This is a genomic window from Ensifer canadensis (genome assembly GCF_017488845.2).
GTDB classification, from domain to species: domain Bacteria; phylum Pseudomonadota; class Alphaproteobacteria; order Rhizobiales; family Rhizobiaceae; genus Ensifer; species Ensifer canadensis.
On sequence record NZ_CP083370.1, the window covers coordinates 990012 to 1016269 of the forward strand.

The 26258-nt window shown below is 60.5% G+C and carries 23 protein-coding genes, 1 pseudogene and 1 riboswitch; of the genes and pseudogenes, 16 read left to right on the top strand and 8 right to left on the bottom strand.

Translation table 11 applies throughout. The features are described from left to right. Positions 1-249: 249 nt before the first annotated feature. Entirely contained in the window at positions 250-1935 is a 1686-nt protein-coding gene (locus J3R84_RS04815) for a sulfatase-like hydrolase/transferase (RefSeq protein WP_203527284.1), read from the top strand. 12 nt (positions 1936-1947) lie between these two features. Here the strand turns inward: J3R84_RS04815 and speB are convergent, their stop codons facing one another. After that, entirely contained in the window at positions 1948-2910 is a 963-nt protein-coding gene (speB, locus tag J3R84_RS04820; protein ID WP_057211432.1) for an agmatinase, read from the bottom strand. Between the two features lie 183 nt (positions 2911-3093). Continuing rightward, positions 3094-3885 (bottom strand): phenylalanine 4-monooxygenase, encoded by a 792-nt coding sequence (locus tag J3R84_RS04825; protein ID WP_025426554.1) that lies wholly within the window; start codon positions 3883-3885, stop codon positions 3094-3096. A 112-nt stretch (positions 3886-3997) separates the two neighbouring features. Here J3R84_RS04825 and J3R84_RS04830 point away from each other — a divergent pair, with 112 nt between their 5' ends. Next, complete coding sequence (locus J3R84_RS04830) at positions 3998-4471, top strand: Lrp/AsnC family transcriptional regulator (RefSeq protein WP_051509158.1); 474 nt, start codon at positions 3998-4000, stop codon at positions 4469-4471. Positions 4472-4525: 54 nt separating this feature from the next. On the opposite strand, the gene rpsI is transcribed toward J3R84_RS04830, so the two are convergent. The 3 genes from rpsI to J3R84_RS04845 all read right to left on the bottom strand — a co-directional run bounded on the left by rpsI (position 4526) and on the right by J3R84_RS04845 (position 6114). Continuing rightward, positions 4526-4993, bottom strand: coding sequence for a 30S ribosomal protein S9 (rpsI, locus tag J3R84_RS04835; RefSeq protein WP_025426556.1), 468 nt, complete (start codon positions 4991-4993; stop codon positions 4526-4528). After that, a complete protein-coding gene (gene rplM / locus J3R84_RS04840; RefSeq protein ID WP_025426557.1) occupies positions 4993-5457 on the bottom strand; it encodes a 50S ribosomal protein L13 in 465 nt (154 codons plus the stop codon). The genes rpsI and rplM overlap by 1 nt, the downstream gene beginning before the upstream one ends. A 225-nt stretch (positions 5458-5682) precedes the next feature. Next, complete coding sequence (locus J3R84_RS04845) at positions 5683-6114, bottom strand: PaaI family thioesterase (RefSeq protein ID WP_025426558.1); 432 nt, start codon at positions 6112-6114, stop codon at positions 5683-5685. A 172-nt stretch (positions 6115-6286) separates the two neighbouring features. On the opposite strand from J3R84_RS04845, the gene J3R84_RS04850 reads away from it, so the two are divergent. After that, positions 6287-7108 (top strand): enoyl-CoA hydratase, encoded by an 822-nt coding sequence (locus J3R84_RS04850; protein WP_025426559.1) that lies wholly within the window; start codon positions 6287-6289, stop codon positions 7106-7108. A gap of 19 nt (positions 7109-7127) precedes the next feature. Here the strand turns inward: J3R84_RS04850 and J3R84_RS04855 are convergent, their stop codons facing one another. Further along, positions 7128-7964 carry an EamA family transporter gene (locus J3R84_RS04855; RefSeq protein WP_025426560.1) on the bottom strand — a complete coding sequence of 279 codons (837 nt, stop codon included), beginning with the start codon at positions 7962-7964 and terminating at the stop codon, positions 7128-7130. Between the two features lie 198 nt (positions 7965-8162). Between J3R84_RS04855 and J3R84_RS04860 the strand changes: the two genes are divergently transcribed. The 3 genes from J3R84_RS04860 (at position 8163) to J3R84_RS04870 (ending at position 10488) form a co-directional block, all read left to right on the top strand. Further along, entirely contained in the window at positions 8163-8591 is a 429-nt protein-coding gene (locus J3R84_RS04860; protein WP_025426561.1) for a CoA-binding protein, read from the top strand. A gap of 212 nt (positions 8592-8803) precedes the next feature. Then, positions 8804-10087, top strand: coding sequence for an O-acetylhomoserine aminocarboxypropyltransferase (locus J3R84_RS04865; RefSeq protein ID WP_025426562.1), 1284 nt, complete (start codon positions 8804-8806; stop codon positions 10085-10087). Positions 10088-10143: 56 nt separating this feature from the next. Beyond that, the gene (locus J3R84_RS04870) at positions 10144-10488 is read left to right on the top strand and encodes a cupin domain-containing protein (protein ID WP_025426563.1); all 345 of its coding nucleotides are present in this window, start codon (positions 10144-10146) and stop codon (positions 10486-10488) included. An 8-nt stretch (positions 10489-10496) separates the two neighbouring features. Here the strand turns inward: J3R84_RS04870 and J3R84_RS04875 are convergent, their stop codons facing one another. Continuing rightward, on the bottom strand, positions 10497-10985 hold the full coding sequence (locus tag J3R84_RS04875) for a MarR family winged helix-turn-helix transcriptional regulator (protein ID WP_025426564.1): 489 nt from the start codon (positions 10983-10985) through the stop codon (positions 10497-10499). A gap of 128 nt (positions 10986-11113) precedes the next feature. Between J3R84_RS04875 and J3R84_RS04880 the strand changes: the two genes are divergently transcribed. After that, the gene (locus J3R84_RS04880) at positions 11114-11932 is read left to right on the top strand and encodes an SDR family NAD(P)-dependent oxidoreductase (RefSeq protein WP_025426565.1); all 819 of its coding nucleotides are present in this window, start codon (positions 11114-11116) and stop codon (positions 11930-11932) included. 94 nt (positions 11933-12026) lie between these two features. On the opposite strand, the gene J3R84_RS04885 is transcribed toward J3R84_RS04880, so the two are convergent. Further along, a complete protein-coding gene (locus J3R84_RS04885) occupies positions 12027-13274 on the bottom strand; it encodes a cytochrome P450 (RefSeq protein ID WP_025426566.1) in 1248 nt (415 codons plus the stop codon). Positions 13275-13531: 257 nt separating this feature from the next. Between J3R84_RS04885 and J3R84_RS04890 the strand changes: the two are divergent. The 9 genes and pseudogenes from J3R84_RS04890 (at position 13532) to J3R84_RS04930 (ending at position 26226) form a co-directional block, all read left to right on the top strand. After that, positions 13532-14102, top strand: a pseudogene (locus tag J3R84_RS04890) (VOC family protein). A 236-nt stretch (positions 14103-14338) separates the two neighbouring features. After that, the gene (locus J3R84_RS04895; protein ID WP_025426567.1) at positions 14339-15196 is read left to right on the top strand and encodes an endonuclease/exonuclease/phosphatase family protein; all 858 of its coding nucleotides are present in this window, start codon (positions 14339-14341) and stop codon (positions 15194-15196) included. 22 nt (positions 15197-15218) lie between these two features. Then, a complete protein-coding gene (locus tag J3R84_RS04900) occupies positions 15219-16778 on the top strand; it encodes a phospholipase D family protein (RefSeq protein WP_025426568.1) in 1560 nt (519 codons plus the stop codon). A gap of 291 nt (positions 16779-17069) precedes the next feature. Continuing rightward, entirely contained in the window at positions 17070-17702 is a 633-nt protein-coding gene (gene clpP / locus J3R84_RS04905) for an ATP-dependent Clp endopeptidase proteolytic subunit ClpP (protein ID WP_025426569.1), read from the top strand. Positions 17703-17996: 294 nt separating this feature from the next. Continuing rightward, entirely contained in the window at positions 17997-19274 is a 1278-nt protein-coding gene (clpX, locus tag J3R84_RS04910) for an ATP-dependent Clp protease ATP-binding subunit ClpX (protein WP_025426570.1), read from the top strand. A gap of 378 nt (positions 19275-19652) precedes the next feature. After that, a complete protein-coding gene (gene lon / locus J3R84_RS04915; RefSeq protein ID WP_025426571.1) occupies positions 19653-22073 on the top strand; it encodes an endopeptidase La in 2421 nt (806 codons plus the stop codon). Between the two features lie 222 nt (positions 22074-22295). Further along, positions 22296-22571: a DNA-binding protein HupB gene (gene hupB, locus J3R84_RS04920; protein WP_025426572.1), complete on the top strand. Its 276-nt coding sequence runs from the start codon at positions 22296-22298 to the stop codon at positions 22569-22571. 122 nt (positions 22572-22693) lie between these two features. Continuing rightward, positions 22694-22946, top strand: a riboswitch (FMN riboswitch). 77 nt (positions 22947-23023) lie between these two features. Then, entirely contained in the window at positions 23024-23932 is a 909-nt protein-coding gene (locus J3R84_RS04925) for a DMT family transporter (RefSeq protein WP_371412277.1), read from the top strand. Positions 23933-24030: 98 nt separating this feature from the next. Beyond that, positions 24031-26226, top strand: coding sequence for an esterase-like activity of phytase family protein (locus J3R84_RS04930; RefSeq protein ID WP_057221474.1), 2196 nt, complete (start codon positions 24031-24033; stop codon positions 26224-26226). Positions 26227-26258 lie beyond the last annotated feature (32 nt).

Genomic DNA, 26258 nt, shown 5'->3' on the forward strand with positions numbered 1-26258 from the left:
ACAGATTTGATTCAGTTTCTCAACGCCCCGTTCGCGCGTGAAGCGCCCGCCCGGTGGCGCGGTGGTGTTCATATATAAGCAGCGGCCGGAGCCCGCAACTGGGCGGCCCGCGCAAGCAACGGGCCGGCGACGCCGCGCCGCGCATTCCACGCTTAACCATGAATTGTGATTTACAACCCAGAGGTTGCCTTGTCGTCGGTAATTCTGCATCTGAGGCGCTGTCATAAAACTGTCATATGGGAGCAGAGGGTGAAATACGTGATCGAGCAGGCCGGGCGCGTGCTCAGGCATCCGCTGCCTATCTCGCTGGCGTTCCTGACGCTGCTCCAGGCCTTACACTATTTCGATACGCGGTGGCGGTTCGTGCCCTTCCTCGTCGCCGTGACGCTGGCGATCGCCGCACTGCTGTTCCTCTTGTCGCGCCGGCCGACTTTTTCGCTCTGGGCAGCGGGATTGACGGTATTGCTCATTGCGGCGATGTCGGAGGTCAAGTTCCGCCTCAAGGGTTTTTCCCTGCACGTTTTCGATTTCGCCTTTACCGGCCTTGATCGATCTGCGCTTTCCTTTCTGGTCGGCTCCTACTTCAATTTGTTGATTGCCGGACTGGCTGCGCTGGCCGCAGCATTCGTGTTCCTGGTCGTGGCATTCAGGAGCGACCGCCGGTCGGTTCGCTCTTTTGTCGTGCGCGCTTGCCTGTTTGTCATAGCGGCAGTCGGTGTTGTCGCTCTTTATCCGCAGAAGAACGGCGAGCCAGACTACGTCCATTACATCTCCGGTTATGACGCCTCGTCCTTCTTCGTGTCGATCGGCGATCTTGAGTTTCCGCTCGGGCGGATCGTCCTTGCCGGTCGACTGGAAAATGTCGAAGCGGAGGGGAAGCTCAGCGATGACATCAGCTGCGGCGTGGCGGCCAGCCAGCCCGACCTGTTTCTCGTTCTCAGCGAGAGCCAGACCAGCCCCAGCTATTTCCCGCAGGTAACGGTCCCTGAATGGATGAGTGCGTCGTTCCAATCACAGGACGGCCGGGTGCATCCGATGCAGGTCGAGACGTTCGGCGGCGGCACATGGGTCACGAATTTCTCCGTGATGACGGGGCTCTCCGGAGCAGATTTCGGCTGGCAGAGCCCCTATGTGACGCAGATCCTGGAAGGCCGGGTCAAGGCGAGCCTGCCGAGCCTCATGGCACGCTGCGGCTATCGCACCATCGCCGTGATGCCGATGCAGGCGAGCTTCGTCAATGAAGGGCCGTTCCTGACCTCGATCGGATTCCAGGAAATCGTCGATTTCGACGCAATGAAACCGGAGTCGCACTTCGTGCGCGATCGTTTCTATTTCGATGTCGTAGAACGAATTGTGCGCGAGCACCGCGAAAAGGATCGGCGACCACTGTTCATTGCCATGCAGACCCTTTTCCCGCACGGCCCTTACGACATGACGCTGGTGCCGCAAGACGCCTTGCCGGACAAGGCTTTCGCTCCGGATGCCCAGGTTGACGAATACCTGCGGCGTGTTGCATTGTCCAAACAGGACCTGCAGGATTTTCGGCGCGAGCGTGAACGGATGCCAGGCCCCAATGGCACGATCGTGCTCGATTTCGGCGATCACCAGGCGGTTGCCACCAAGGACTACCTTGCCGCCGGTACCCCGGGAAACAATGTCTTTTCCGACCTGGGATCGATTGCCTACAAGACCTATTACACTGTGCACGGCTACGGGCGCGATATCGATATGCGGCCTTTCGCCATACCGTTGGACGTCGGCTTCCTTGCCGCAAGCCTGATCGAGGCTGCGGGCTTGCCGACATCGCCGACGTTCGAGGCGTTGGCACGACTACGCGATGCTTGCGAGGGGCGCTATCACGCGTGTCCTGATCGAGCGCTCGTCGATCAGCATCTCCGTCAGCGTCAGGACGCCGGTCTGCTCAATCTCGATTGACGGAGCAGGAAATCAGCGAAGCGTCGAACGCTCCGCCAGCTTTTCGGCGTGCAGGCCGAGCATGTACATGGCGACCGTCGCGCCGGCGATGGCGGTGATGTCCGCGTGGTCATAGGCAGGCGCGACTTCGACGACATCGCTTCCGACGACAGTCAGGGCTCCGAGCTTGCGTAGAACCGAGAGTATCTTGGCGCTGGATGGGCCGCCGGCGACCGGAGTGCCGGTGCCGGGCGCATAGGCAGGGTCGAGGCAATCGATGTCGAAGGTCAGATAGGCTTTGCGTTCCCCGACCTGCTGAATGATGGCGTCGGCAATGTCTGAAACACTCATTTCCTCGATGTCGTAGCCATAGAGAATGCGGATGCCGCAGTCTTCGGGCGCATGGGTGCGGATGCCGATCTGGATCGATGCGTCGGTATCGATCAGGCCCGCCCGCGCCGCACGGCCGACAAACGAGCCATGATCAATACGACCGCGTTCATCCGGCCAAGTGTCCTGGTGCGCGTCGAACTGGACGAGGGCGAGGGGGCCATGGATGGCCGCATGGGCTTTCAGGATCGGATAGGTGATGAAGTGGTCGCCGCCAAGCGTCTGCAGATAGGCGCCGCTCTTCAGGATCTTTGCCGCTTCGCGCTCGATCGTCGCCGGCGTTTTCGAGTGGTTGCCGTAGTCGAGCAGGCAGTCACCGTAATCGATGGTTGCCATTTCAGCAAAGAGGTCACGTTCGAACGGGTATTGCGGATCGTTGTCGAAGATCGCCGAGGCGCGGCGGATGGCCTGCGGCCCGAAGCGGGCGCCGGGACGATTGGAGGTTGCGGCGTCGAACGGGATGCCCCAGACGACGGCATCGACGTCCTTCAGCTGCTTTGAGTATTTGCGCCGCATGAAGGAGAGAATGCCGGCATGCGTCGGGTCCGATGCCGCCGATGTGAGTGAGCGCGCCGTTAGCGCGTGATCGATCGTCCTGTTCGCCATATCCCGTCTCCCGTGTATGGCGGAACGTTGGACAATCGTCGCCGGCAAGGCAAGTCCCTGCCGGCGAATTCTACTGCATAGTTCCTTAAATCGATTCCGATTTAAGGATAAAAATATGTAGCAGGTTCAAAGTGTTACAGCGTCCTTCGCGCGTCATATTTGACGCGCGGCGCTGTAATGCTGTCAGGACGCCTTGGCTTCGAAGGTCGGCGCGAAGTCACCCAGCGCCTTGGCCTCGGTAATGCGCGCGCCGATGTCCTCTTCGATGATGGACTCGAGCTGCGCGAAGCTGTCGATCACGTAGTAGATCGGCTGGACGATATCGATGCGATAGGGGGTGCGCAGCACCGTCATCAGGTCGAAGGGGCGAAATTCACTCGCCGACGGCTCCATCGCCGTGCGGGTCTCGTTCGGCGACGACACGATGCCGGCACCGAAGCAGCGCCGACCTTGCGGCGTGTTGATCAGTCCGAACTCGACAGTGAACCAGAAGATCCGGAACATATGCCAGGAATAACCCTTGCCAAGTGCGACGGCCTTTTCGCCGAAGCGGCGGACGAAGTTGGCGTAGCTCTGGTTGGTCAGGAGCGGGCAATGGCCGAAGACCTCGTGGAAAATATCAGGCTCTTCGATATAGTCGATGTGTTCGCGCCTGCGGATGAAGGTTGCGAGCGGAAACTTGCCCTCAGACAGAAGTTCGTAGAACCGCGATGGCGGGATCAGTGCCGGTACGCCTTCGACACCGAAGCCGGTGGTTTCCTGCAGGCGGCGGTTGACGTCCTGCAACTGCGGCACGCGGTCAGGGCCAAGGCCAAGTTTGCGCGCGCCCTCCAGATATTCGTCGCAGGCCTTGTCGGCGAGCAGTGCCATCTGTCGCTGGTAAAGTTCGCCCCAGATCGCATCTTCCTCGGGCGTGTAGTGGTAGCTGCCATCGGGCTCCGGCAGTTTCGCGGTGTAGCTGCTTTCCTTGGGCATGACGTCTCCTCATTCGTCAAAACATCCGGTTGTTGCAATTGTATCGCGAATGGAGCGAGTATTTGTTTCACAGTTGCCGGCGGAAGCCGCTGATGCGGGAGGAAATTTCAAAATGTCGTCGGATTTGAAGGAAACTTCCCAGCCATTGCGCAAGCTGCTGAGGCTGATTCAGGCCGACAGCGGCCAGTCGCTGTCGGAGCTCGCGGAAAGCGCGGGCATGTCGCAAAGCTCCGCCTGGCGCCGGCTGCAGGAACTGGAGGCCGACGGCGTGATCCGCAAGCGGGTGGCGCTGCTCGATCCGTCGAAACTGGATCTGAAACTCTGCATCATCGCCCATGTGACGCTGGAGGATCATCATGACGAGGCCATCGCCTCTTTCTCGGCGGTTGTCCGCGATCGGCCGGAGATTATGGAGTGCTATGCGCTGTCGGGAACCTTCGACTACATGCTGAAGATCCGCGCGAACGACGTCGACAGCTATGACGCCTTCATGACGCGCTATCTCATGCGCAATCCGCATGTGCGCACGGTGGTTTCAAGCTTCGTGCTGCGCGAGTTGAAGTCGACGACCGAGCTGCCGATCTGAAACAAAAAAAGGCCGGGCGAACCCGGCCTTCCAAAATGCAGTGTCTTCCAGCGATTAACGCTTGGAGAACTGGAACGAACGGCGGGCCTTGGCCTTACCGTACTTCTTACGTTCGACGACACGGCTGTCGCGGGTCAGGAAGCCGCCCTTCTTCAGGACCGGACGCAGGCCCGGTTCGAAGTAGGTGAGCGCCTTGGAGATGCCGTGACGAACGGCACCGGCCTGGCCGGAGAGACCGCCACCGGCGACCGTCGCGTCGATGTCGAACTGGCCATCACGGGCAGCTGCGACGATCGGCTGCTGCAGGATCATCTGCAGAACCGGACGAGCGAAGTAGTCGAGGTACGGCTTGCCGTTGACGGTGATCTTGCCCGAGCCGGGCTTGACCCATACGCGGGCGACAGCGTTCTTACGCTTGCCGGTCGCGTAGGAGCGGCCCTGTGCATCGACCTTCTTGACGTGAACCGGAGCTGCCGGTTCCGCAGTCGTGGCGATTTCCTTGAGAGCGGAAAGGTCGGCCATTAGGCGCTCCTTGTGTTCTTGCTGTTCAGCTTGGCGACGTCGAGGACGGCCGGCTGCTGTGCTTCATGCGGATGGTTCGTGCCTGCGTAAACGCGCAGGTTCTTCATCTGGCGACGGCCGAGCGGGCCGCGGGGAACCATGCGCTCGACGGCCTTCTCGATGACGCGCTCCGGGAAGCGGCCTTCGATGATCTGGCGCGCGGTGCGCTCCTTGATGCCGCCGGGGTAGCCGGTGTGCCAGTAGTACTTCTTGTCGGTGTACTTCTTGCCCGTAAGCACGGCCTTCTCGGCGTTGATCACGATGACGTTGTCGCCATCGTCAACATGCGGCGTGAAGGTGGCTTTGTGCTTGCCGCGCAGGCGGTTCGCGATGATGGAAGCGAGGCGACCGACAACGAGGCCTTCGGCATCGATGATGATCCACTTCTTCTCCACCTCTGCAGGCTTCTGAACGAAGGTTGCCATAACAAAACTCTTTCTCTGGACCCGAACGGCGAACCGCTGGGCGTTTCTTGTTGCTTGGTTTTGACTGAAACTCAGCCAAAAGAAGAAAGCGGCCCGAGAGGGACCGCGATCTGAGGGTGCTTATACCCAAGCCCTAAACCGGCGTCAACAACGTGAATTTTGCAAGGTCGAAATAAAGTATTGCGAAAACAATGACTTAGCAATGTGGTACATTGATACCTCAATTTACTGAGGCGGAATCGAATAGGTCGCTGTCGCATGCGCCACGAGATCGTCGCTGCTGACCATTGCGATAGCGGCGTCAAGAACGGCCAATCGCTTACCGAGCTTGAGGATGCGGCAGGTGCATTCGAGCGGCCGCGGCTCCGGCTTGCGCAGGAAATTGATGTTGAGATTGGTGGTGACGGCAAGCGCCACAGGTCCGATATGGGCGATCAGCGCGATATAAGCCGAAACGTCCGCAAGCGCGAAAAGTGTCGGGCCCGATACGGTGCCGCCCGGCCGGATATGACGCTCGTTCGGATCGAGTCGCATCGTCGCAAATCCGGGGCCGGCCTCGGTGACATGGAACACTTTGCCGTCCGTGTGGACCTGAGGAAAGTCCGTGTCGAGAAACCGGTTCAGCTCCTCGACCGTCATGATGGGCTGGATCTTCATCGGCAGGTATTCCTTTGCGCTAACATCGACACTTAGTGAAGCCGACATGCGTTTTTGCGCAAGGCGGAAAAAGGTCTAAGTCGCGACAGCTACCACTGACTTGAAAGGTTGCAGGAGGCGGCGTACCACGGATGCCCATTTACGGGGATAGACAGGACAGCAGGAGAAAAGCATGGCGGACGTTGTTTCATTTCGGAAGGAAGAGCCGAGTGCATTGCTGGTGCGCGAGCTTTCGGGACCGGTGCTTCGGCTGACGCTCAACAACCCGCCAGCCAATGTGCTTTCGATCGAGCTGATGGAGGCGTTGCATACGGCGCTCGATGCCGTTGCCCATTCCAAGGACATCAGAGTTGTCGTGCTGGCGGCATCCGGCAAGCTGTTCTCCGCGGGCCACGACCTCAAGGAAATGACGGCACATCGGGCCGATGCCGACGGGGGCAGGGCCTTCTTCGAAACGACGATCCGCCTTGCTGCAGATTTGATGATCAAGATCACGCGGCTGCCCCAGGCGGTCATCGCCGAGTTCGACGGCCTGGCGACGGCAGCCGGTTGCCAGCTTGTTGCCAGCTGTGATCTGGCGATCTGCACCGACAGCTCCACCTTCTGCACGCCGGGCGTCAATATCGGCCTGTTCTGCTCGACGCCGATGGTGGCGCTGTCGCGGGCAGCACATCGCAAGCAGGCGATGGAAATGCTTCTGACAGGCGAGACCATCGATGCATCGACCGCCAAGGATTTCGGCCTGGTCAATCGCATCGTGCCCCAGCAATATCTTCGCCAGGTCGTCGACAAATATGCAGCCGTCATTGCTTCGAAATCGCCGCAGGCGCTGAAGATCGGCAAGGAAGCGTTCTATCGCCAGGCGGAAATGAGCCTTCCCGAGGCTTACGATTATGCGGTCGGCGTCATGGTCGAAAATATGCTGGCAGGCGACGCCGAGAACGGCATCGGCGCCTTCCTCGGCAAGCGGATGCCGGAGTGGGATAGGGAATAATTGGGATTGGGAATAGCGGTCAGGCCAGTTTCAGGAGCAGGGCGCCAAGCGCGATTACGCAGGCGGCGGCGATGCGCCAGATGCTGACGCGCTCCTTCAGAAACACCACGGAGATAACGACAGCGAACAGGATCGCGGTCTCGCGCAGCGCTGCGACGGTCGCGACCGGCGCCTTCGTCATCGCCCACAGTGCCAGGCCGTAGGCGCCAATGGAGCCGGCGCCGCCGATGAGGCCGCGCCACCAGTTCTTGTAGACGTGGCGGGCGACCGGCTTGATGCCCCGCCGGGCAAAGGCCCAGGTAAACAGCAACACCGGCGGAAGCAGCGCCATCCACAAAGTGTAGGAGATCGCGTTGCCCGACACCCGCGCGCCGATGCCGTCGACAAAGGTATAGCATGCAATCACGCAGGCATTGAGTAGCGCCAGGATGATCGCGTGTTTGCCGCCTTTTCGCGATTCGAAGGCGAGCGTCAGCACGCCGACGCTGATGGTCAACACACCCGCCATGGCGCCGGTTGTCAGCTGCTCGCCGATGATGACGCTGCTGGTGGAGGCGACGATCAGTGGCGCGACGCCGCGCATCAGGGGATAGACTAGCCCGATATCGCCGGCACGGTAGGAGGCAGCGACCAGCTGGAAATAGGCAAACTGGAAAAGCGCCGAAACCAGGATGAACGGCCAGGCTTCCGGCTGCGGCAATGGCAGGAACGGCAGGAAAGGAATGGCCACGACTGCCGCGCCGAGTGCGATCATTGCCGCATCGAGCGATTTCTCCGAGCCCGCCTTGACCAGCGCATTCCAGGTCGCGTGCAACAGCGCCCCGAAGAGGACGAGCGCAATGACATCAAGGGGCAAGGTGAAACCTCAGTGGAGAATGGGGCAGGCCGTTGCCAGCGTTGTCGCGCCACTGTACGGGAAAAGCAACCGGAAATTGGCGGGAGGATGCCTGTGCGGCGCTACAGCCGTTCCGCCGCCGCCATCGGGCGCTCGATTGACACCCGCCGCCACCGTGCGAACTATACACGCGTATAACAGATGAGTTCGGATCAGAACATGAACCACGACGCCTACCCGGATTATTACCTCGCCGACATCCTGCGTTCGACAAAGACGATCGCCCTCGTCGGTGCATCGCCGAACGCCGAGCGGCCGAGCCATCGGGTCATGGCCTTCCTGTTGCGCAAGGGCTATCGCGTCATCCCCATCAATCCGGGTCATGTCGGCAAGACGATCCTCGATCAGCCCGTCGTCGGCAGGCTCACCGACGTCAAGGAGCCGATCGACATGGTCGACGTCTTTCGCGCGGCCCATGCACTGCCGGCGCTCGTCGACGAGATCCTGGCGCTCGAGACCTTGCCGAAGGCGATCTGGGGCCAACTGTCGGTGAGGCACGACGCCGCTGCTGCCAAGGCGGAGGCCGCCGGTATCAAGGTCGTCATGGATCGCTGTCCGGCGATGGAGTATCCGCGTCTGATCGGCTGACACGGCATCGGCCACAGCGATGTTTCGTGCAACCGTCAGTTTTGAAAAAATCTTTCTTTGACCACGCGTGGCGGCTCTGGGATAGTGCCGCCGCTCCAGCGCATGAAGCCGAAATCGAAGCTGTTCTTCGACGCGCACGATGCCTGGAATCAAAGGGATAGGGTGCGTTTGGCGCCTCCATGGGAGGTGCGGCGCGGTCATGGGAGGGACGAATGACGAAAGACAATCCTGGTTTCAGCACGCTCGCAATCCACGCCGGAGCGCAACCAGATCCGACGACGGGCGCCCGGGCGACGCCGATCTACCAGACGACCAGCTTCGTCTTCAACGACACCGACCATGCGGCAGCACTCTTCGGCCTCCAGCAGTTCGGCAATATCTACACCCGCATCATGAACCCGACGCAGGCGGTGCTGGAAGAGCGCCTCGCCGCATTGGAAGGCGGCACTGCGGCGCTGGCGGTTGCTTCCGGGCATGCGGCCCAGCTTCTCGTATTCCACACGATCATGAGCCCGGGTGACAATTTCGTCGCCGCCAACCGTCTTTACGGTGGCTCGGTCAATCAGTTCGGCCATGCCTTCAAGTCCTTCGATTGGCAGGTTCGTTGGGCGGATCCGGGCGATCCTTCGAGCTTTGAGGCGAAGATCGATGCGCGCACCAAGGCGATCTTCATCGAAAGTCTCGCCAATCCGGGTGGTACCTTCGTCGATATCGCCGCGATTGCCGAGGTCGCACACAAGCATGGCCTGCCGCTGATCGTCGACAACACGATGGCGACACCCTACCTGCTGCGTCCGCTGGAGCACGGTGCGGATATCGTCGTGCATTCGCTCACCAAGTTCATCGGCGGTCATGGTAATTCGATGGGCGGCGTCATCGTCGATGGCGGCACCTTCGACTGGTCGAAGTCCGGCAAGTACCCAATGCTGTCGGAGCCGCGCCCGGAATATGCAGGCGTCGTGCTGCATCAGGCCTTTGGCAATTTCGCCTTTGCGATTGCTGCTCGCGTTCTCGGGCTTCGCGACTTCGGGCCGGCGATTTCGCCGTTCAACGCCTTCATGATCCTGACTGGCGTCGAGACGCTGCCGCTGCGCATGCAGCGCCATTGCGACAATGCGCTCGCCGTTGCCAAGTGGCTGAAGGGCCACGACAAGGTGTCCTGGGTCAACTATGCCGGGCTTGAGGACGATCCGAACAATGCGCTGCAAAAGCGCTATGCACCGAAGGGTGCCGGCGCCGTCTTCACCTTCGGTCTCAAGGACGGCTACGAGGCAGGAAAGCGCTTCGTCGAGGGGCTCGAGATGTTCTCTCACCTTGCCAATATCGGTGATACCCGTTCGCTCGTCATTCACCCGGCCTCGACCACCCATCGTCAGCTGACCCCGGAGCAGCTGGTTGCGGCGGGGGCAGGTCCCGATGTCGTGCGCCTGTCTGTCGGTATCGAAGACGTTTCCGACATCATCGCCGATCTCGAGCAGTCGCTCGCAAAGATCTGATATTGATATGAAAAAGAGGGGACGGACCTTCCGTCCCCTTATGGAGTTGGTGCGTGATGGTGAAGATGCAGAAATTCGACTTGGCGGCGATCGAGCCCGAAGTCGGCGGGCCTGCGGCCGATCGGCTGATTTCCGGCACGCCTCGGTTCCGCACCTGGAACGTCGAGGAGGCCGATGGCGGGATTTATGCCGGCGTCTGGGAATCCACGCCCGGAAAGTGGCGCATCGCCTATGACGAATGGGAGTACTTCCATATCCTGTCGGGCTACTCGGTCGTCACCGACGACGGCGGCGCAGTGGTGCACCTGCGCGCCGGCGACAGCATGATCCTCCAGCCCGGTTTCAAGGGAACGTGGGAGGTCATCGAGACGACCCGCAAGGATTACGTCATCCGCCTCTGATCGACCCGTTATCCCTTTGCGCCCGGCTCGGTACCGTCCGATGCCCGGGTGAACGCTTCGGCAAACGAGGCTTCCGAGATTCCGTTCAGCGCCCGCCGCAAGGCTTCGGCCTCCTGTTTACCGAGAGCATTGTCGAAGCGCGCCTGCGCCTTGCGCCAGAGATCCGTCGTCTCCCGCTGCTTCTTGGCGCCGAAGGGCGTCAGCTGAACGCGCTTCACTCGCCGGTCCGACGCGTCGGGCACAAGCTCGACATAGCCGTCGCGGATGAGTGGCTTCAGCGTGTGACCAAGCGCCGACAGGTCCATCACCAACAGATCCGCGAGCGTGCGCAGCGACGCATTCTTGCTATGGGCGATCTGGCTCAGCAGCGAATACTGCGTGCCGCGCAATCCGCTTGGTGCGAGCACATCCTCATAGAGCTGTCCTAACTGTCGCGAGGCGCGCTTCAGCGCACTGTTGGTGCAGAAGTCCCAGATTCCCTTCGGCGTGTCGTCCATCGTTTCCTCCGTCGGGAGCTGCGGCGCCCATTTTCGACTTTGGTAGCGCCACTCTTGCGCAGCGTCCAGTTTGCTGTATATTTAGTGGCATATACCACTAGATTGAAATCCAAACAAGGAAACCGACAATGCGTGCAGTGGAGAAAAGGGGTAAGGCGCTGGTGACGGGCGCGTCGTCGGGCATCGGCGCGACCTATGCGGACCGCTTGGCGCAACGCGGCCATGACCTGGTTCTGGTGGCACGCGATAAAAAGCGTCTCTCCGATCTTGCCGCCAAGCTGTCGGCGCAATACGGTGTGACGGTCGACGTGCTCAAGGCGGACTTGACGCTACGGGATGACGTAAGGCTGGTCGAGAAGCGCCTGCGCGAAGACGAGGCAATCGAACTCCTTGTCAACAACGCGGGGATCGGTCCGAAGGGACCGCTGCTCACTGATGACCTGGACTATCTCGAAGCCATGATCGAGCTGAACGTCGTCGCCGTGAACCGGTTGGCGATTGCCGCCGCCCAGACATTCGCGATGCGCGGCAAGGGAGCGATCATCAACATCGCCTCCGTCGTCGCGCTGGTGCCCGAGCGGTTCAACGGCACATACAATGCCTCCAAGGCGTTTGTGCTTAACCTGACGCAATCGATCAACGTGGAAGCGGCAGACAAGGGCGTCAGGGTTCAGGCGGTGCTGCCCGGGCTGACCCGCACCGAGATCTTTGACCGGGCCGGCGGCTCGATCGACCGGCTCGACCCTTCGATGGTGATGGACGTCACCGATCTCGTCGACGCGGCACTTGCCGGTTTCGACCAGGGAGAACTGGTCACCATTCCATCGTTGCCCGACGCTGCCGACTGGCACGCCTTCACAAAGGCGCGCATGGTGCTGTCGCCCAATCTTTCGCATGACAGGCCGGCGGCGCGCTACGGTGTCGAACAGACGGCCGCCGCCGTCTAAACCCCAACGCATTCGCCTCTGCAATTGGGATCAAACGGCTTCGGCGGTTGCGTCGAAGCCGTTTGCTTTGCGCAGACCGGGCAGGGGTGTCCCTTCACCAAACGAGATCGAGCCGCTCCAGGCCATGGAAATGGAAACTGTCCTTCACTTCCGGCGGGTGTTTCAGCCGCATCCCGGGCAAGCGCTGGAACAGGATCGGCAGCGACAGCTTGAGTTCGAGCCGGGCGAGCGGCGCTCCGATGCAGAAGTGCAGGCCCGCACCGAACGAGACGTTGACGCCCTCGTCGCGCGCAGGCTTGAAGCGGTCAGGGTCGCTGAACTTCCGCGGATCGACATTGGCGGCACCAAGAAGCAGGCCGATCTTGTCGCCCTTGCGAAGCGCAATCCCTTCGTCGAGTTCGATATCCGACAGCGCATAGCGTTGAAAGATATGCAGCGGTGCGGCAAATCGGAGGCACTCCTCGATCGCAAGATCGGTCGTCGCCTCCGTTGCGAACAGATCTCCCGGCGCGTGGTCCGACTGCAGGATCGTTCTGACCGCGTTGCCGATCTGATGGACGGTCGCCTCGTGGCCGGCGTTGAGAAGCAGGGCGGCCGTCGAAACCAGCTCTGCCTCGGACAATCGCTCTCCATCTTTCTCCGACGTGATCATATGTGTCAGCAGATCGTCGGCCGGCTTGCGGCGCTTCTCGGCGATGATGGTCTTGAGGTAGTCGGCGAAGTCGGCGGAGGCCTGGTTGGCGTCGAACTCGGTCTCGTGGCTCCGATTGAAGACGTACATTCTCACCATGCGATGCGACCAATCGAGCAGGTTTGGCGCGGCGTCGACGGGAATGCCGAGCATCCTGGCGATGATCGTGACCGGGATCGTTTCGGCATAGGTCTTCAGTAGCTCGACTTCGCCGTCCTGCTCGAAACCGTCGATGATCGTATGCGAAAGCCGTTCGATGTCCGGCCGCAACTGTTCGATCTGCCGGGAGACGAAGGCGCGGTTGACGAGGGTGCGAAGCCTGGTGTGGGTCGGCGGTTCGAGCTCCAGTAGCGAATGCTCCTCAAGTGCGTCGAAATCCTTCAGATGCGGCTTCGGTGCCGGCATGCCGAGTTCTTCGCGTGTCGCCACGTGTAGGATCTGCCGGCCAAAACGCCGGTCGCGTAGCAACGCGTTCACCTGGTCGTAGCCCGCGAAATACCATTGTTCGCGCTCGCTCCAGTAAAATGCCGGGCAATGGGCGTGAATTTCCGCGTAAGCCGACAGTGGCGCACGGTAGAAATCCGGGTCGTGCACGTCGATCGAAACGCTTCGCTTGGCGCTGTCGATGATGATGGCGGGCTTGGGCGGCATGATCTGGCTCTTTGCAAGGCGGGTGCGACAGCTATTTCTAAGGGCGACCGGGTTCGCCCCGCAAGAGTACAAGTTGCAGAGCCCTGACCGATCGACAGCGCGACTGAGTGGTTGTCGCAACGGGTCATCGGCTTGCGGTATCAGCGCGTTGACAAGATAGCTCACCGCGAGTCAATGTTCTGACGCTGCGTAGGGCGCATCGGTGCAAGGTCGAAAGGGCAACGCCCACCTACGGTAGATAGACCTTAGTTGCGCCCATGCCGAACCTCGAAAACCTCAAGAAGCAGGCCCGACCTGGATGATCGGGAAATATTGAAGGCAGACTTCAAGCTCGCCGACGCCCAGGAACTGGTCGCACGCCAGATGGGTTTTGACGGCTGGCAGGCGCTCAAATCAGGAGCCCTGACAATGACCATGCAAGCAAAACAAGCAGCACCGCGCCCTGTTCTGCAATCGACTTCGGCACAATTGTTCGTCGCCGATATCAAGGCGTCTTGCGACTTCGTCACCGACAAACTCGGTTTTGCCGTCGACTTCGTCTACGGCGATCCACCCTTCTATGGCCAGGTGAAACGCGACAATGCGCTGCTCGCATTGCGCCTGGTCTGCGAGCCTGTCTTCGTCGGCGACATCAGAGAGCGGGAGCATCTGCTTTCCGCCTCCTTGACCGTCGCCACATCGGATGAGCTCAAGCGCCTGTTCCTCGACTATCAGGCCGCCGGCGTGCGTTTTCACCAAACATTGCGGACCGAGCCTTGGGGTGCGCGGAACTTCATCGTCCTTGATCCCGACGGCAATCTGATCCTCTTTGCCGGTCCGGCGGATTGAAGGTCGCGTTTGCGCAACGGCGGGTGGCCCGGCGGCCGGCCGTCATTCTCCAGCCCTCAAAAATGCGGGAAACAGTCTACCTGTGCCTTGAGGTCTGAGCGGCGCCGATGACTGTGGAGCAGTTCGAAAAAGCGCCACTGCCGCCATTTCGAACGGAACAAGTTTTGGTCTGGAGCCTTTTTCAGTGGCGTCCGGCGACCTATTTGCGCATGATGCGGCAGCAAGCAGGGAGCGGCATGGCAAAAAACCAGACCAGTCTATCGGCGGGCATCGTAGCGGCAATCCGCAAGCGGCGACCCACCGTCGTCAGCCGTGAGGCGGCGGTCAACCGCGGTGATATCGTCATCGCTTCCTACAACATCCACAAATGTGTCGGCACCGATGGCCGCTTTGATCCGGGCCGCACGGCCCAAGTGATCGGCGAACTCGGCGCCGATATCGTCGCCCTTCAGGAAGCCGACCAGCGGTTCGGTGAGCGGGCAGGGCTCCTCGATCTGGAACATCTGCGGCGCGAAGCGCATCTCGTATCCGTTCCGATCTCGGGCTTCTCCACCAAGGGGCATGGCTGGCACGGCAATGTGCTGCTTCTGCGTGAAGGTGCGGTTTCCGACGTACAGCAACTGAAACTTCCGGGTGTCGAGCCGCGCGGAGCGCTCGTTGTCGATCTTGACCTCAGGATGGGGCCGCTGCGCGTGATCGCCGCCCATCTCGGATTGCTTCGTCATTCCCGCGCGCAACAGGCCGAGGCGATCATCGAGGCGGCCTCCGATGCGGGCGGGCGACCCACGCTTTTGATCGGCGACCTCAACGAGTGGCGCATGGGCAAACGGTCGTCGCTGTCCTTCCTTAGCCCCGTCTTCGACCCCTCGCATGCGACCGTCGCGAGCTTTCCCTCTCGCTTTCCGCTGTTGCCGCTCGATCGCGTTCTCGGCAACCCGCACAGCCTGGTGACATCGGTCGCAGTGCACGATTCTCCTCTGGCCCGCATCGCTTCCGATCATTTGCCGGTCAAGGCATCGATCGATCTGAAGGTCGGCAAGCGGGAAGACCATAACAACGAACGGATTGAAGTGAGCCGGGCCGGATCGGCCTGAGACACTTTCTGGCGGGCAGGTGATGTTGTCCTTTGTCATTGTTGCCGTTGTCGCCATCGGCGGCGCGTTCGGTGCGGCGATTTTCTATGTCTATGGCCGCTTCGGTCGGCGTCCCCATGGAGACCCGTCTGCTGCACTCCCTGTCGCTGACGCCGATACCGAACTCGATCGGGCCATAGGCCCGCTGCTTCGCACCCGTTCCGGAAAGAACGGCATATCGCTGGTCTCTGACAACATCGAAGCTTTCGTCGTCAGGGCGCATGCGGCTCGCAGGGCCGGCCGCGGCCTCGACCTGCAATACTACTACTGGAAGGATGACTTGACCGGTCTCTTGCTCACGCGTGAAATCCTGACGGCTGCCGACCGCGGCGTCCACGTCCGCCTGCTGCTCGATGATATCAACGCCGGCATCCACGACCGGATGTGCATCGCGCTTGATGCCCACGAGAACATTGAGGTCCGGCTCTTCAATCCAAGCCGTGCCCGCACCGATCGTATCCGCCGGGGTTTCGAGATGGCCATCCGCGCTTTCAGCGCCACACGCCGCATGCACAACAAGCTGTGGGTTTCCGATGCGCGCCTGGCCATCGCCGGCGGGCGCAATATCGGCGATGCCTATTTCGACGCGGCCGAGCTTTCAAACTTTCGTGACCTCGATCTCTGGATGATCGGGCCGGTGGTCGATCAGGCAACGGCAATGTTCGATCGCTATTGGAACAGCACGTCCGTGCTGCCGATCGCCAAACTGCGCACCCCCCGCAAGCAATATCTGCCGGCGCTGAGGGAGGCGCTCGATGCCCATGCGCGCACGCCTGCCGCCCGTTTCTATCTGGAGCGCGTGACTGACGCGATGGCCGAAGAGACGTTCTATAGCGGCTCGAGAAGGCTGTACTGGATCGACAACGTTCGCCTTGAGGCCGACCCGCCCGAGAAGGCGCTGATGCAAAAGCGGCAGAACTGGCTGCTGCGCGAACTCTTCCCGCTGATCCAGGCGGCAAAGAACGATCTGCGCATCATTTCGCCCTATTTCATTCCCGGCACGGCCGGGACGCGCGAACTGACGGCGCTTGTGAAAAAGGGCATCCGCGTCGCGGTGCTGACAAATTCACTGGCTGCGACCGACGTCGCGGCCGTTCATGGTGGCTATGTGAAGTACCGTCGAAACCTCGTTCGCGCCGGTGTCGAGCTTTTCGAACTGAAAGAGCAGGGCGATACGGTCGAGAGTCATCGTATGTCGCTGTTTGGCCGGCGCAATGCGAGCCTGCACAGCAAGGCCTTTGTGGTCGATGGTCTGAACGGCTTCGTCGGTTCGATGAATTTCGACCCGCGGTCGGCATCGCTGAACACCGAAATGGGCGTTGTGTTTGTGGATGCAGCACTTGCCGGCGAACTCGCCACGATGTTTGAGGACGAGACGGCCCCGTCCGTCAGTTATCGGCTAAGCCTTGAAGGTGCGCGGCTCGTCTGGCGTGACCGAACCAACGGGACCGAGCGGCGGCTGCGGCGCGAGCCCGACGCCAGCCTGCTGAGGCGCGTTATCGCCGGGATCATCCGTATCCTGCCGATCGAATCGCAGCTTTGAGGTCCGCCGTGGCGGGCGCGCCGTTTACCGTCCGTTTACCCAGCGGTGGCGAATGCTGTGCGGAAAGCGCAAAAGCCAGGGCGTTGGCAAAGGCGGCGGCGAAAAAATGTTCTATCAGCAATCACGTGTGGAGGACCGCTGTTCTTAGGCTGGAAGGGCGCCGCCGATTAAGGTTATCGGAGGTTGGCGACTTGAAGTGAAGGGTGTTGACACTCTATGTAGGGGCAGAAGGCTAATCCTGTGATTCCCGGTTCGCAAAGGCATTGCGGGCCCGATTGATGAAGGTTCGATATGAGAAATCCAGTTGATACCGCCATGGCGCTGGTGCCGATGGTTGTGGAGCAGACCAACCGCGGCGAACGTTCCTACGATATCTTTTCGCGCCTTCTGAAAGAGCGCATCATCTTCCTGACCGGTCCGGTCGAAGATCAGATGGCAACGCTCGTCTGCGCCCAGCTTCTTTTCCTCGAGGCAGAAAACCCGAAGAAGGAAATCGCTCTCTACATCAATTCGCCGGGTGGCGTCGTTACCGCCGGTATGGCGATCTACGACACCATGCAGTTTATCAAGCCGGCGGTTTCGACGCTGTGCATCGGTCAGGCCGCCTCGATGGGTTCGCTCCTGCTGGCTGCCGGCCACAAGGACATGCGTTTCGCCACCCCGAACTCGCGCATCATGGTGCATCAGCCGTCCGGTGGCTTCCAGGGCCAGGCCTCTGATATCGAGCGTCACGCCAAGGACATCCTCAAGATGAAGCGGCGCCTGAACGAGGTTTACGTCAAGCATTGCGGCCGGACCTACGAAGAGGTTGAACAGACGCTCGATCGCGACCATTTCATGAGTTCCGACGAAGCGCTCGACTGGGGTCTGATCGACAAGGTCATCACGTCGCGCGAAGCGATCGAGGCTGCAGAGCAGGCGTGATAACGCGCTTTTGTGTCACGATAGATGCAATTGTGACACAATTGTAATGGTGAAAGGGCTTTATCGAGGGGGTAAAGCCGCTAAGATGACCCCTTAATGTTCTATTGAGCTGTGAAGACATAGGGTTCAGAGTTAGGTGGGAGAGTCGTTGCGGCCGAATCTTGGGCAAAATGCCCTGATACGGTGAGTACTCCCGGAAGCCCTCTTAATGCGGCGCAGGTCTTTGCGCGGGGCGAATTGAGTGGTCCGTGATATCTTTTCCGAAGATGTCCGGCGTGCTGGAAGGAAATGGAAATGAGCAAGGTCAGCGGTAGCAACGGCGGTGACTCGAAGAATACGCTTTATTGTTCGTTTTGCGGCAAGAGCCAGCACGAAGTCCGCAAACTGATTGCCGGACCGACGGTCTTCATCTGCGATGAATGCGTCGAGCTCTGCATGGACATCATTCGCGAAGAGAACAAGACCTCGATGGTCAAGTCCCGCGATGGCGTTCCGACCCCCCAGGAAATCATCAAGGTCCTCGACGAGTACGTCATCGGCCAGCAGCAGGCGAAGCGCATTCTTTCGGTCGCCGTGCACAACCACTACAAGCGTCTGGCCCATGCGGCCAAGGGCAGCGATGTGGAGCTGGCGAAGTCGAACATCATGCTCGTCGGCCCGACCGGTTGCGGCAAGACCTATCTCGCACAGACGCTTGCACGCATCATCGACGTGCCCTTCACGATGGCCGATGCGACGACGCTGACGGAAGCCGGCTATGTCGGTGAAGACGTCGAAAACATCATCCTGAAGCTGCTGCAGGCTGCCGACTACAATGTCGAGCGCGCCCAGCGCGGCATCGTCTACATTGACGAAGTCGACAAGATCTCGCGCAAATCCGACAACCCGTCGATCACCCGTGACGTTTCCGGTGAGGGCGTGCAGCAGGCGCTCTTGAAGATCATGGAAGGCACTGTTGCTTCGGTGCCGCCTCAGGGTGGCCGCAAGCATCCTCAGCAGGAATTCCTGCAGGTGGATACCACCAATATCCTGTTCATCTGCGGCGGCGCCTTCGCCGGCCTCGATAAGATCATCTCCGCCCGTGGCGAGAAGACGTCGATCGGTTTCGGCGCGACGGTTCGCTCGCCGGAAGATCGCCGCGTCGGCGAAGTTCTGCGCGAACTCGAGCCGGAAGATCTGGTTAAGTTCGGCCTGATCCCGGAATTCATCGGCCGTCTGCCGGTTCTGGCAACGCTCGAAGACCTCGATGAGGACGCGCTGATCCAGATCCTGTCCGAGCCGAAGAACGCTCTGATCAAGCAGTACCAGCGGCTGTTCGAGATGGAGGACGTCGAACTGACCTTCCACGAGGACGCGCTGCGCGAGATCGCCCGTCGCGCCATCGTGCGCAAGACCGGCGCCCGTGGCCTGCGCTCGATCATGGAAAAGATCCTGCTCGACACGATGTTCGAGCTGCCGACGCTCGAAGGCGTTCGCGAAGTCGTGATCTCCGACGAGGTGGTGAAGGGTGCGGCGCGGCCGCTCTACATCTATTCCGAGCGCTCGGAAGAGAAGGCGAACGTTTCGGCCTGATCGCAGGCCCACAGATCGGACCTGAAAAAGCCCGCCTCGTGCGGGCTTTTTCATGGCCTTGCACTTAGTTGTTGAGATGGCTTGCGCGGGGGACGATTTAACAATTCGGTTGTTGCTAAAGTGTCTTAACAACGCAATGATGTGACGATTCAGTAGAGGGCCTCGGCCGTTGCATATCCTTGAAGCCTCGTTTTCCGTCGCAAGGTACGCAACAGCAATAAAGCGTAGTCAGAAGGACCCGGCCACTGATGGTGGATGTTGCGGCGAGCCTTGAAAAGGACTCTCTAGCACTCCACTTTCATGTGGAAAATATGACAACCGGGAGTGCCGCTGTGGCTCCCGGGAACGGGCCCGAAATCGGGACGGAAAGGAAATGACATGACGAGCAAAACGTCTCCGGCGACTGAAAGCGCGACCTATCCGGTCTTGCCGCTTCGCGACATTGTAGTCTTCCCGCACATGATCGTGCCGCTCTTTGTCGGCCGTGAAAAGTCCATCCGTGCGCTTGAAGAAGTCATGGGGACCGACAAGCAGATCATGCTTGCCACCCAGATCAACGCGACGGACGACGATCCGGAAGCCTCGGCGATCTACCAGGTGGGCACGATTGCCAATGTCCTGCAGCTCCTGAAGCTGCCCGACGGCACCGTCAAGGTGCTGGTCGAAGGGCGCACGCGCGCCAAGATCGACAGCTACACGCCGCGCGAAGAATTCTACGAAGCGTCCGCACAGGCGCTCGACGAGCCGGAAGAAGATCCGGTCGAGATCGAGGCGCTCAGCCGCTCGGTCGTCTCCGAATTCGAAAGCTACGTGAAACTCAACAAGAAGATTTCTCCGGAAGTCGTCGGCGTCGCGAGCCAGATCGAAGATTATTCGAAGCTTGCCGACACCGTCGCATCGCATCTATCGATCAAGATCGTCGAAAAGCAGGAAATGCTGGAAACCACCAGCGTGAAGATGCGCCTGGAAAAGGCGCTCGGCTTCATGGAAGGTGAGATCTCCGTCCTGCAGGTGGAAAAGCGTATCCGTTCGCGCGTCAAGCGCCAGATGGAGAAGACCCAACGCGAGTACTACCTCAACGAACAGATGAAGGCGATCCAGAAGGAACTCGGCGACGGTGAAGACGGCCGCGACGAGATGGCCGAAATCGAAGAGCGCATCGCCAAGACCAAGCTTTCCAAGGAAGCGCGCGAAAAGGCCGACGCCGAGCTGAAGAAGCTGCGCCAGATGAGCCCGATGTCGGCGGAAGCAACCGTCGTGCGCAACTATCTGGATTGGCTGCTTGGCATGCCGTGGGGCAAGAAGTCCAAGATCAAGACCGATCTGAACCATGCCGAGGAAGTGCTCAACGTCGATCACTTCGGCCTCGACAAGGTCAAGGAGCGCATCGTCGAATATCTCGCCGTCCAGGCCCGTTCGACGAAGATCAAAGGCCCGATCCTGTGCCTCGTCGGCCCTCCGGGCGTCGGCAAGACTTCGCTTGCCAAGTCGATCGCCAAGGCGACCGGCCGCGAATACGTGCGCATGGCGCTGGGTGGCGTTCGTGACGAAGCCGAAATCCGCGGTCACCGCCGCACCTACATTGGCTCGATGCCCGGCAAGGTCGTCCAGTCGATGAAGAAGGCGAAGAAGTCCAACCCGCTCTTCCTGTTCGACGAGATCGACAAGATGGGCCAGGACTTCCGTGGCGACCCGTCCTCGGCTCTGCTGGAGGTGCTGGATCCAGAACAGAACTCGACCTTCATGGATCACTACCTTGAAGTCGAATACGATCTGTCCAACGTGATGTTCATCACCACGGCGAACACGCTGAACATTCCGGCGCCGCTGATGGACCGCATGGAAGTGATCCGTATTGCCGGCTACACCGAAGAGGAAAAGCTGGAAATCGCCAAGCGGCACCTGCTGCCGAAGGCGATCCGCGATCACGCGCTGCAGCCGAAAGAGTTTTCGGTCACCGACGGTGCGCTGATGGCGATCATCCAGACCTACACACGCGAAGCCGGCGTTCGTAACTTCGAGCGCGAACTGATGAAGCTCGCCCGCAAGGCGGTAACCGAGATCATCAAGGGCAAGGCCAAGGCAGTGGCAGTCACTGCCGGCAACATCCAGGACTACCTTGGCGTACCGCGTTATCGTCACGGCGAAGCCGAACGCGACGATCAGGTCGGTGTGGTCACAGGTCTTGCCTGGACCGAGGTCGGCGGCGAACTGCTGACGATCGAAGGCGTCATGATGCCCGGCAAGGGCCGCATGACCGTCACCGGCAACCTGCGCGACGTGATGAAGGAATCGATTTCGGCGGCGGCATCCTATGTCCGCTCGCGGGCGATCGACTTCGGCATTGAGCCGCCGCTGTTCGACAAGCGCGACATCCACGTGCACTTGCCGGAAGGCGCGACGCCCAAGGATGGCCCGTCGGCCGGTGTTGCCATGGCAACAGCGATCGTCTCTGTCATGACCGGTATTCCGATCTCCAAGGACGTGGCGATGACGGGTGAGATCACCCTTCGCGGCCGCGTGCTGCCGATCGGAGGACTGAAGGAAAAACTGCTGGCGGCCGTTCGCGGCGGCATCAAGAAGGTGCTGATCCCCGAGGAAAACGCCAAGGATCTCGCCGAGATCCCGGACAACGTGAAGAACGTGCTGGAGATCATCCCCGTTTCGCGGATGGGTGAAGTGCTCGAGCACGCTCTGGTCCGCGTCCCGGAGCCGATCGAATGGGACCCGGCAAATGAGCCGGCAACCGTCGCCGCGGTTGATTCGCAGGACGAAGCGGGCGCTTCCATCGCCCACTGATTGACAGGACCGGGCGGGTGCAATTGTGTTCCCGTCAGGCCCATTTGGCAGAAAAACAAGGAAGACCGGCCTCTGGCCGGTCTTTTTTGTTGTAAAAGCATGCTGCAAGCCTTGCATTCCAAGGGATTAGGCGCAATTGGGAATGGCAAGACGCGGGCGATGCGCAAGCCGCCGCGGCTTAAAAACACAGTCGTTTCGAACCATTTTGAAAGGGGTGGAAACATGAACAAAAATGAGCTCGTGTCTGCCGTTGCTGAGAAGGCCGGACTTTCCAAGACCGACGCATCTTCCGCAGTTGATGCAGTTTTCGAGACCATCCAGGCTGAACTTAAGGACGGTGGCGACATTCGCCTCGTCGGTTTCGGCAACTTCTCCGTTTCGCGTCGCGAAGCCTCCAAGGGCCGCAACCCGTCCACGGGCGCTGAAGTTGACATCCCGGCACGCAACGTTCCGAAGTTCACGGCCGGCAAGGGCCTGAAGGATGCCGTTAACGGCTGATAGGTTTGCTTGACGGCCGGATACGAGGCCGGCCGTCCAAGTCTTGAAGGGTTCGGTTCACGCCGGACCCTTTTGCGTTTCGGCTGCCCTTGCAGCAGCGCGGTCTTTGGTCTACGGCTCAGCCCTGTTCTCAGGGCGGGGTGAAACTCCCCACCGGCGGTAAGGGCTCAGCGCCGCGCGTCAAATATGACGCGCAACGGACGCTGTGACACTTGAAAGCTGCTGCATAATTTTCTCCTTAAATCGGATTGGATTTAAGGAATTATGCAGCAGGCCCAAGCCCGCGAGCACTTCAGGCGCTGTCGTGTCGGAAGGTTAGCAGATCCGGTGCGATTCCGGAGCCGACGGTCACAGTCCGGATGAAAGAGAATGATCGTGGGTGCGACGGGCGGGCGGTCCGTCGTCGCATCCTGCGCTCATGTGTCCTGATTTGTGTAGGTCCCTGTTTGCGGATGAAGGACATGAGCGAGACGACCCAAGCACTTTTCACCTCCCGTGCCATGGCCGGTGCGGCCTGGATGATACTGGCCGGCGTCGCCTTTGCTCTCCTGAATGTCGTCACGCAATGGATGACGATGCAACTCGGCTTTTCCGCCACCTCGACTGCCTTCTGGCAATATGCATTTGCACTCGTCTTCTCCCTGCCGTTCCTGTTTCGCGCCGGCCTGTCGGCCATGCGCACCGATTACCCCTGGCGTCACGTCATTCGCGTTGCCTTTGCGGCGCTCGGCGTAGGGGCCTGGGTTTCGGGCCTGGCTTCTGTTCCGATCTGGCAGGCGATCGCGCTGGTGATGACATCGCCATTTTTCATCATTCTTGGTGCGCGGCTCTTCCTGGGCGAACGCGTTGGTCCGGCACGCTGGGCAGCGGCGGCAGTCGGCTTTGCCGGCGCCACGATCATCCTGCAGCCCTGGTCGGAAAGCTTCACCTGGGCAGCGCTGCTGCCGGTTTTCTCGGCGCTGCTCTGGGGGGCGGCGTCGCTGATCACCAAGAGCCTGACAGGCATCGAGCGCCCTGAGACGATAACGGTCTGGTTGCTCGTGCTTCTGACGCCGATCAATGGTGTGCTGGCGCTGTCGGCAGGGTTTGTCGTGCCGAGTGGAACTATCCTTGCGCTATTGGTGCTGGCGGGGCTTTTGACCGTGGTGGCACAGTATCTGTTGACGCTTGCCTATACCGTCGCAGACGCAGCGTATGTGCAGCCTTTCGACGATCTCAAGCTACCGCTCAACGTTCTCGCCGGCTGGCTCGTCTTCGGTTATGCGCCGAGCGGCTATCTGTGGCTGGGGGCGGTCCTGATCCTCGGCGCCTCGCTTTTCATCATGCGCAACGAGATGAAACGCGAGCGCGCGACCGCGTAAGACAACGCTGCACAACAAAGGCGCGGGACTGTCATGCGCCTGTCATCGCCATCCCGCAGAACCCCCTTGTTTTGAATATTCGACATGGGGGATTTTTCATGACCATTTCATCATGCAGAACGGCACTTGCCGCCATACTTCTTGCGTCCGTTGCCTTTCCGGCTGCCGCCGAACCGGTGTTCAATCGTATTGCGTCCTTCGCCGTTGCCGACAATCTGCCGGAGGGCGATGCCCGCAAGGACGCGACATCCGCGGAAATCATTACCGCCACCGAAGACGGCAATACGCTGATCTATTCCGATAGCCCGGGCAAGCGCATCGGCCTTATCGATATCACCGACGCCAAGGCGCCGAAGGCGGCCGGTATCGTGTCGTTCGATGGCGAGCCGACCTCGGTAACCGTCGCCGGTACCAAGGCCCTGATCGCGGTCAACACACGCGAAAGCTTCACCAAGCCTTCCGGCTTTCTCGCTACCGTCGACGTTGCCTCGAAGAAGGTCGAGTCGACCTGCGATCTCGGCGGCCAGCCGGACTCCGTCGCGGTCAACAAGGACCGGACCATTGCTGCGATCGCGATCGAGAATGAGCGCGATGAAGAGGTCAACGACGGCAAGATCCCGCAGATGCCTGCCGGCGACCTGGTGATCCTGTCTCTGAAGGATGGTGGTGCCGATTGCGCGACGATCAAGCACGTGACCCTCACCGGTCTTGCCGAGGTTGCAGGCGACGACCCGGAGCCGGAATTCGTGTCCTTCAACGGCAAGGACGAGATTGCGCTGACGCTGCAGGAGAACAACCACATCGTCATCATCGACGGCAAGTCGGCGACGGTAAAGACGCATTTCTCCGCTGGCGCGGTCGACCTTAGGGACATCGACGCCAAGCGTGACGGCGCTATCGCCTTCATGGACGAGCAACCGGGCCGCAAGCGCGAGCCTGACGCCGTCAAGTGGCTCGACGACAATCGCATCGTCGTCGCCAACGAAGGTGACTATGAGGGCGGTTCGCGCGGCTTCACCATCTTCGATACGGCCGGTAAGGTCCTGTTCGAATCGGGTGCGAGTTTCGAACACGAGATCGCTTCGATCGGCCACTATCCCGAGAAGCGCTCGTCGGCCAAGGGCGTCGAGCCGGAAGGCCTCGAGGCTGCCAAGTTCGGCGAAGACAATCTGTTCTTCGTGCTTGCCGAACGTGCATCCGTCGTCGGCGTTTACAAGGACACCGGCGCCGAGCCGGAACTGCTGCAATTGCTGCCGTCGGGCATCTCGCCGGAGGGTGCCGTCGCGATCCCGTCGCGCAATCTGCTTGCGACCGCCAACGAGGTCGATCTCGGCGAAGACGGCGGCGCTCGCTCGCATGTGATGATCTACGAGCGTGGCGAAGGTGAAGCCGCCTATCCGCAGATCCGTTCGGCGGACAAGGATGGTCTGCCGGTGGGCTTCGGAGCCTTGTCGGGCCTCGCAGCCGTTGCCGACAAGCCGGGCTTCCTGCGCGCAGTCAACGATTCGGTTTATGCATCGCAGCCGACCATCTTCACCATCGATGCGACGCAGAAGCCGGCGTTGATCACCGAGACGCTTCGGATCACCCGCGATGGCGCCCCGGCACAGAAGCTCGACATCGAAGGCATCGCCAATGATGGGGAAGGGGGCTTCTGGCTCGCTTCGGAAGGCAACGCCGACAAGCTCTACAGCCACGCGCTGCTGCGTGTGAACAAGAAGGGCGAGATCAAGAAGGAGATCGCCCTGCCCGAAACTCTGCGTGCAGGCGAGAGCCGCTTCGGCTTCGAGGGTGTAACGGTTGTCGGCGAAGGCGACGATCAGGTTCTCTGGATGGCCGTCCAGCGCGAATGGAAGGACGACGAGAAGGGCTTCGTCAAGCTCGTCTCCTACAAGCCGTCGAGCGAGGAATGGGGTGCTGTGCGTTATCCGCTCGAGAAGGCGGATGGCGGCTGGGTCGGCCTGTCGGAAATCTCCGTCCACGGCGATTATGCCTATATCATCGAGCGAGACAACCTGATCGGCCAGGCAGCCAAGCTGAAGAAGCTCTACCGTGTCGCCCTTGCCGACCTGAAGCCGGCAGCCCTTGGCGGCGAGCTTCCTGTCGTCAAGAAGGAAGAGGTTCGCGACCTCCTTCCCGATCTGAGGGCCCTGAAGGGTTACGTCGTCGACAAGGTCGAAGGCTTCACCGTCGATGCCGCCGGCAACGGCTATGTCGTCACCGACAATGACGGCGTCGACGATTCCTCCGGCGAGACACTGTTCTTCTCCATCGGTGCCATCGACGCGATGTAATCGTCGGGCCAGGAGAAAAACGAAAGAGGCCG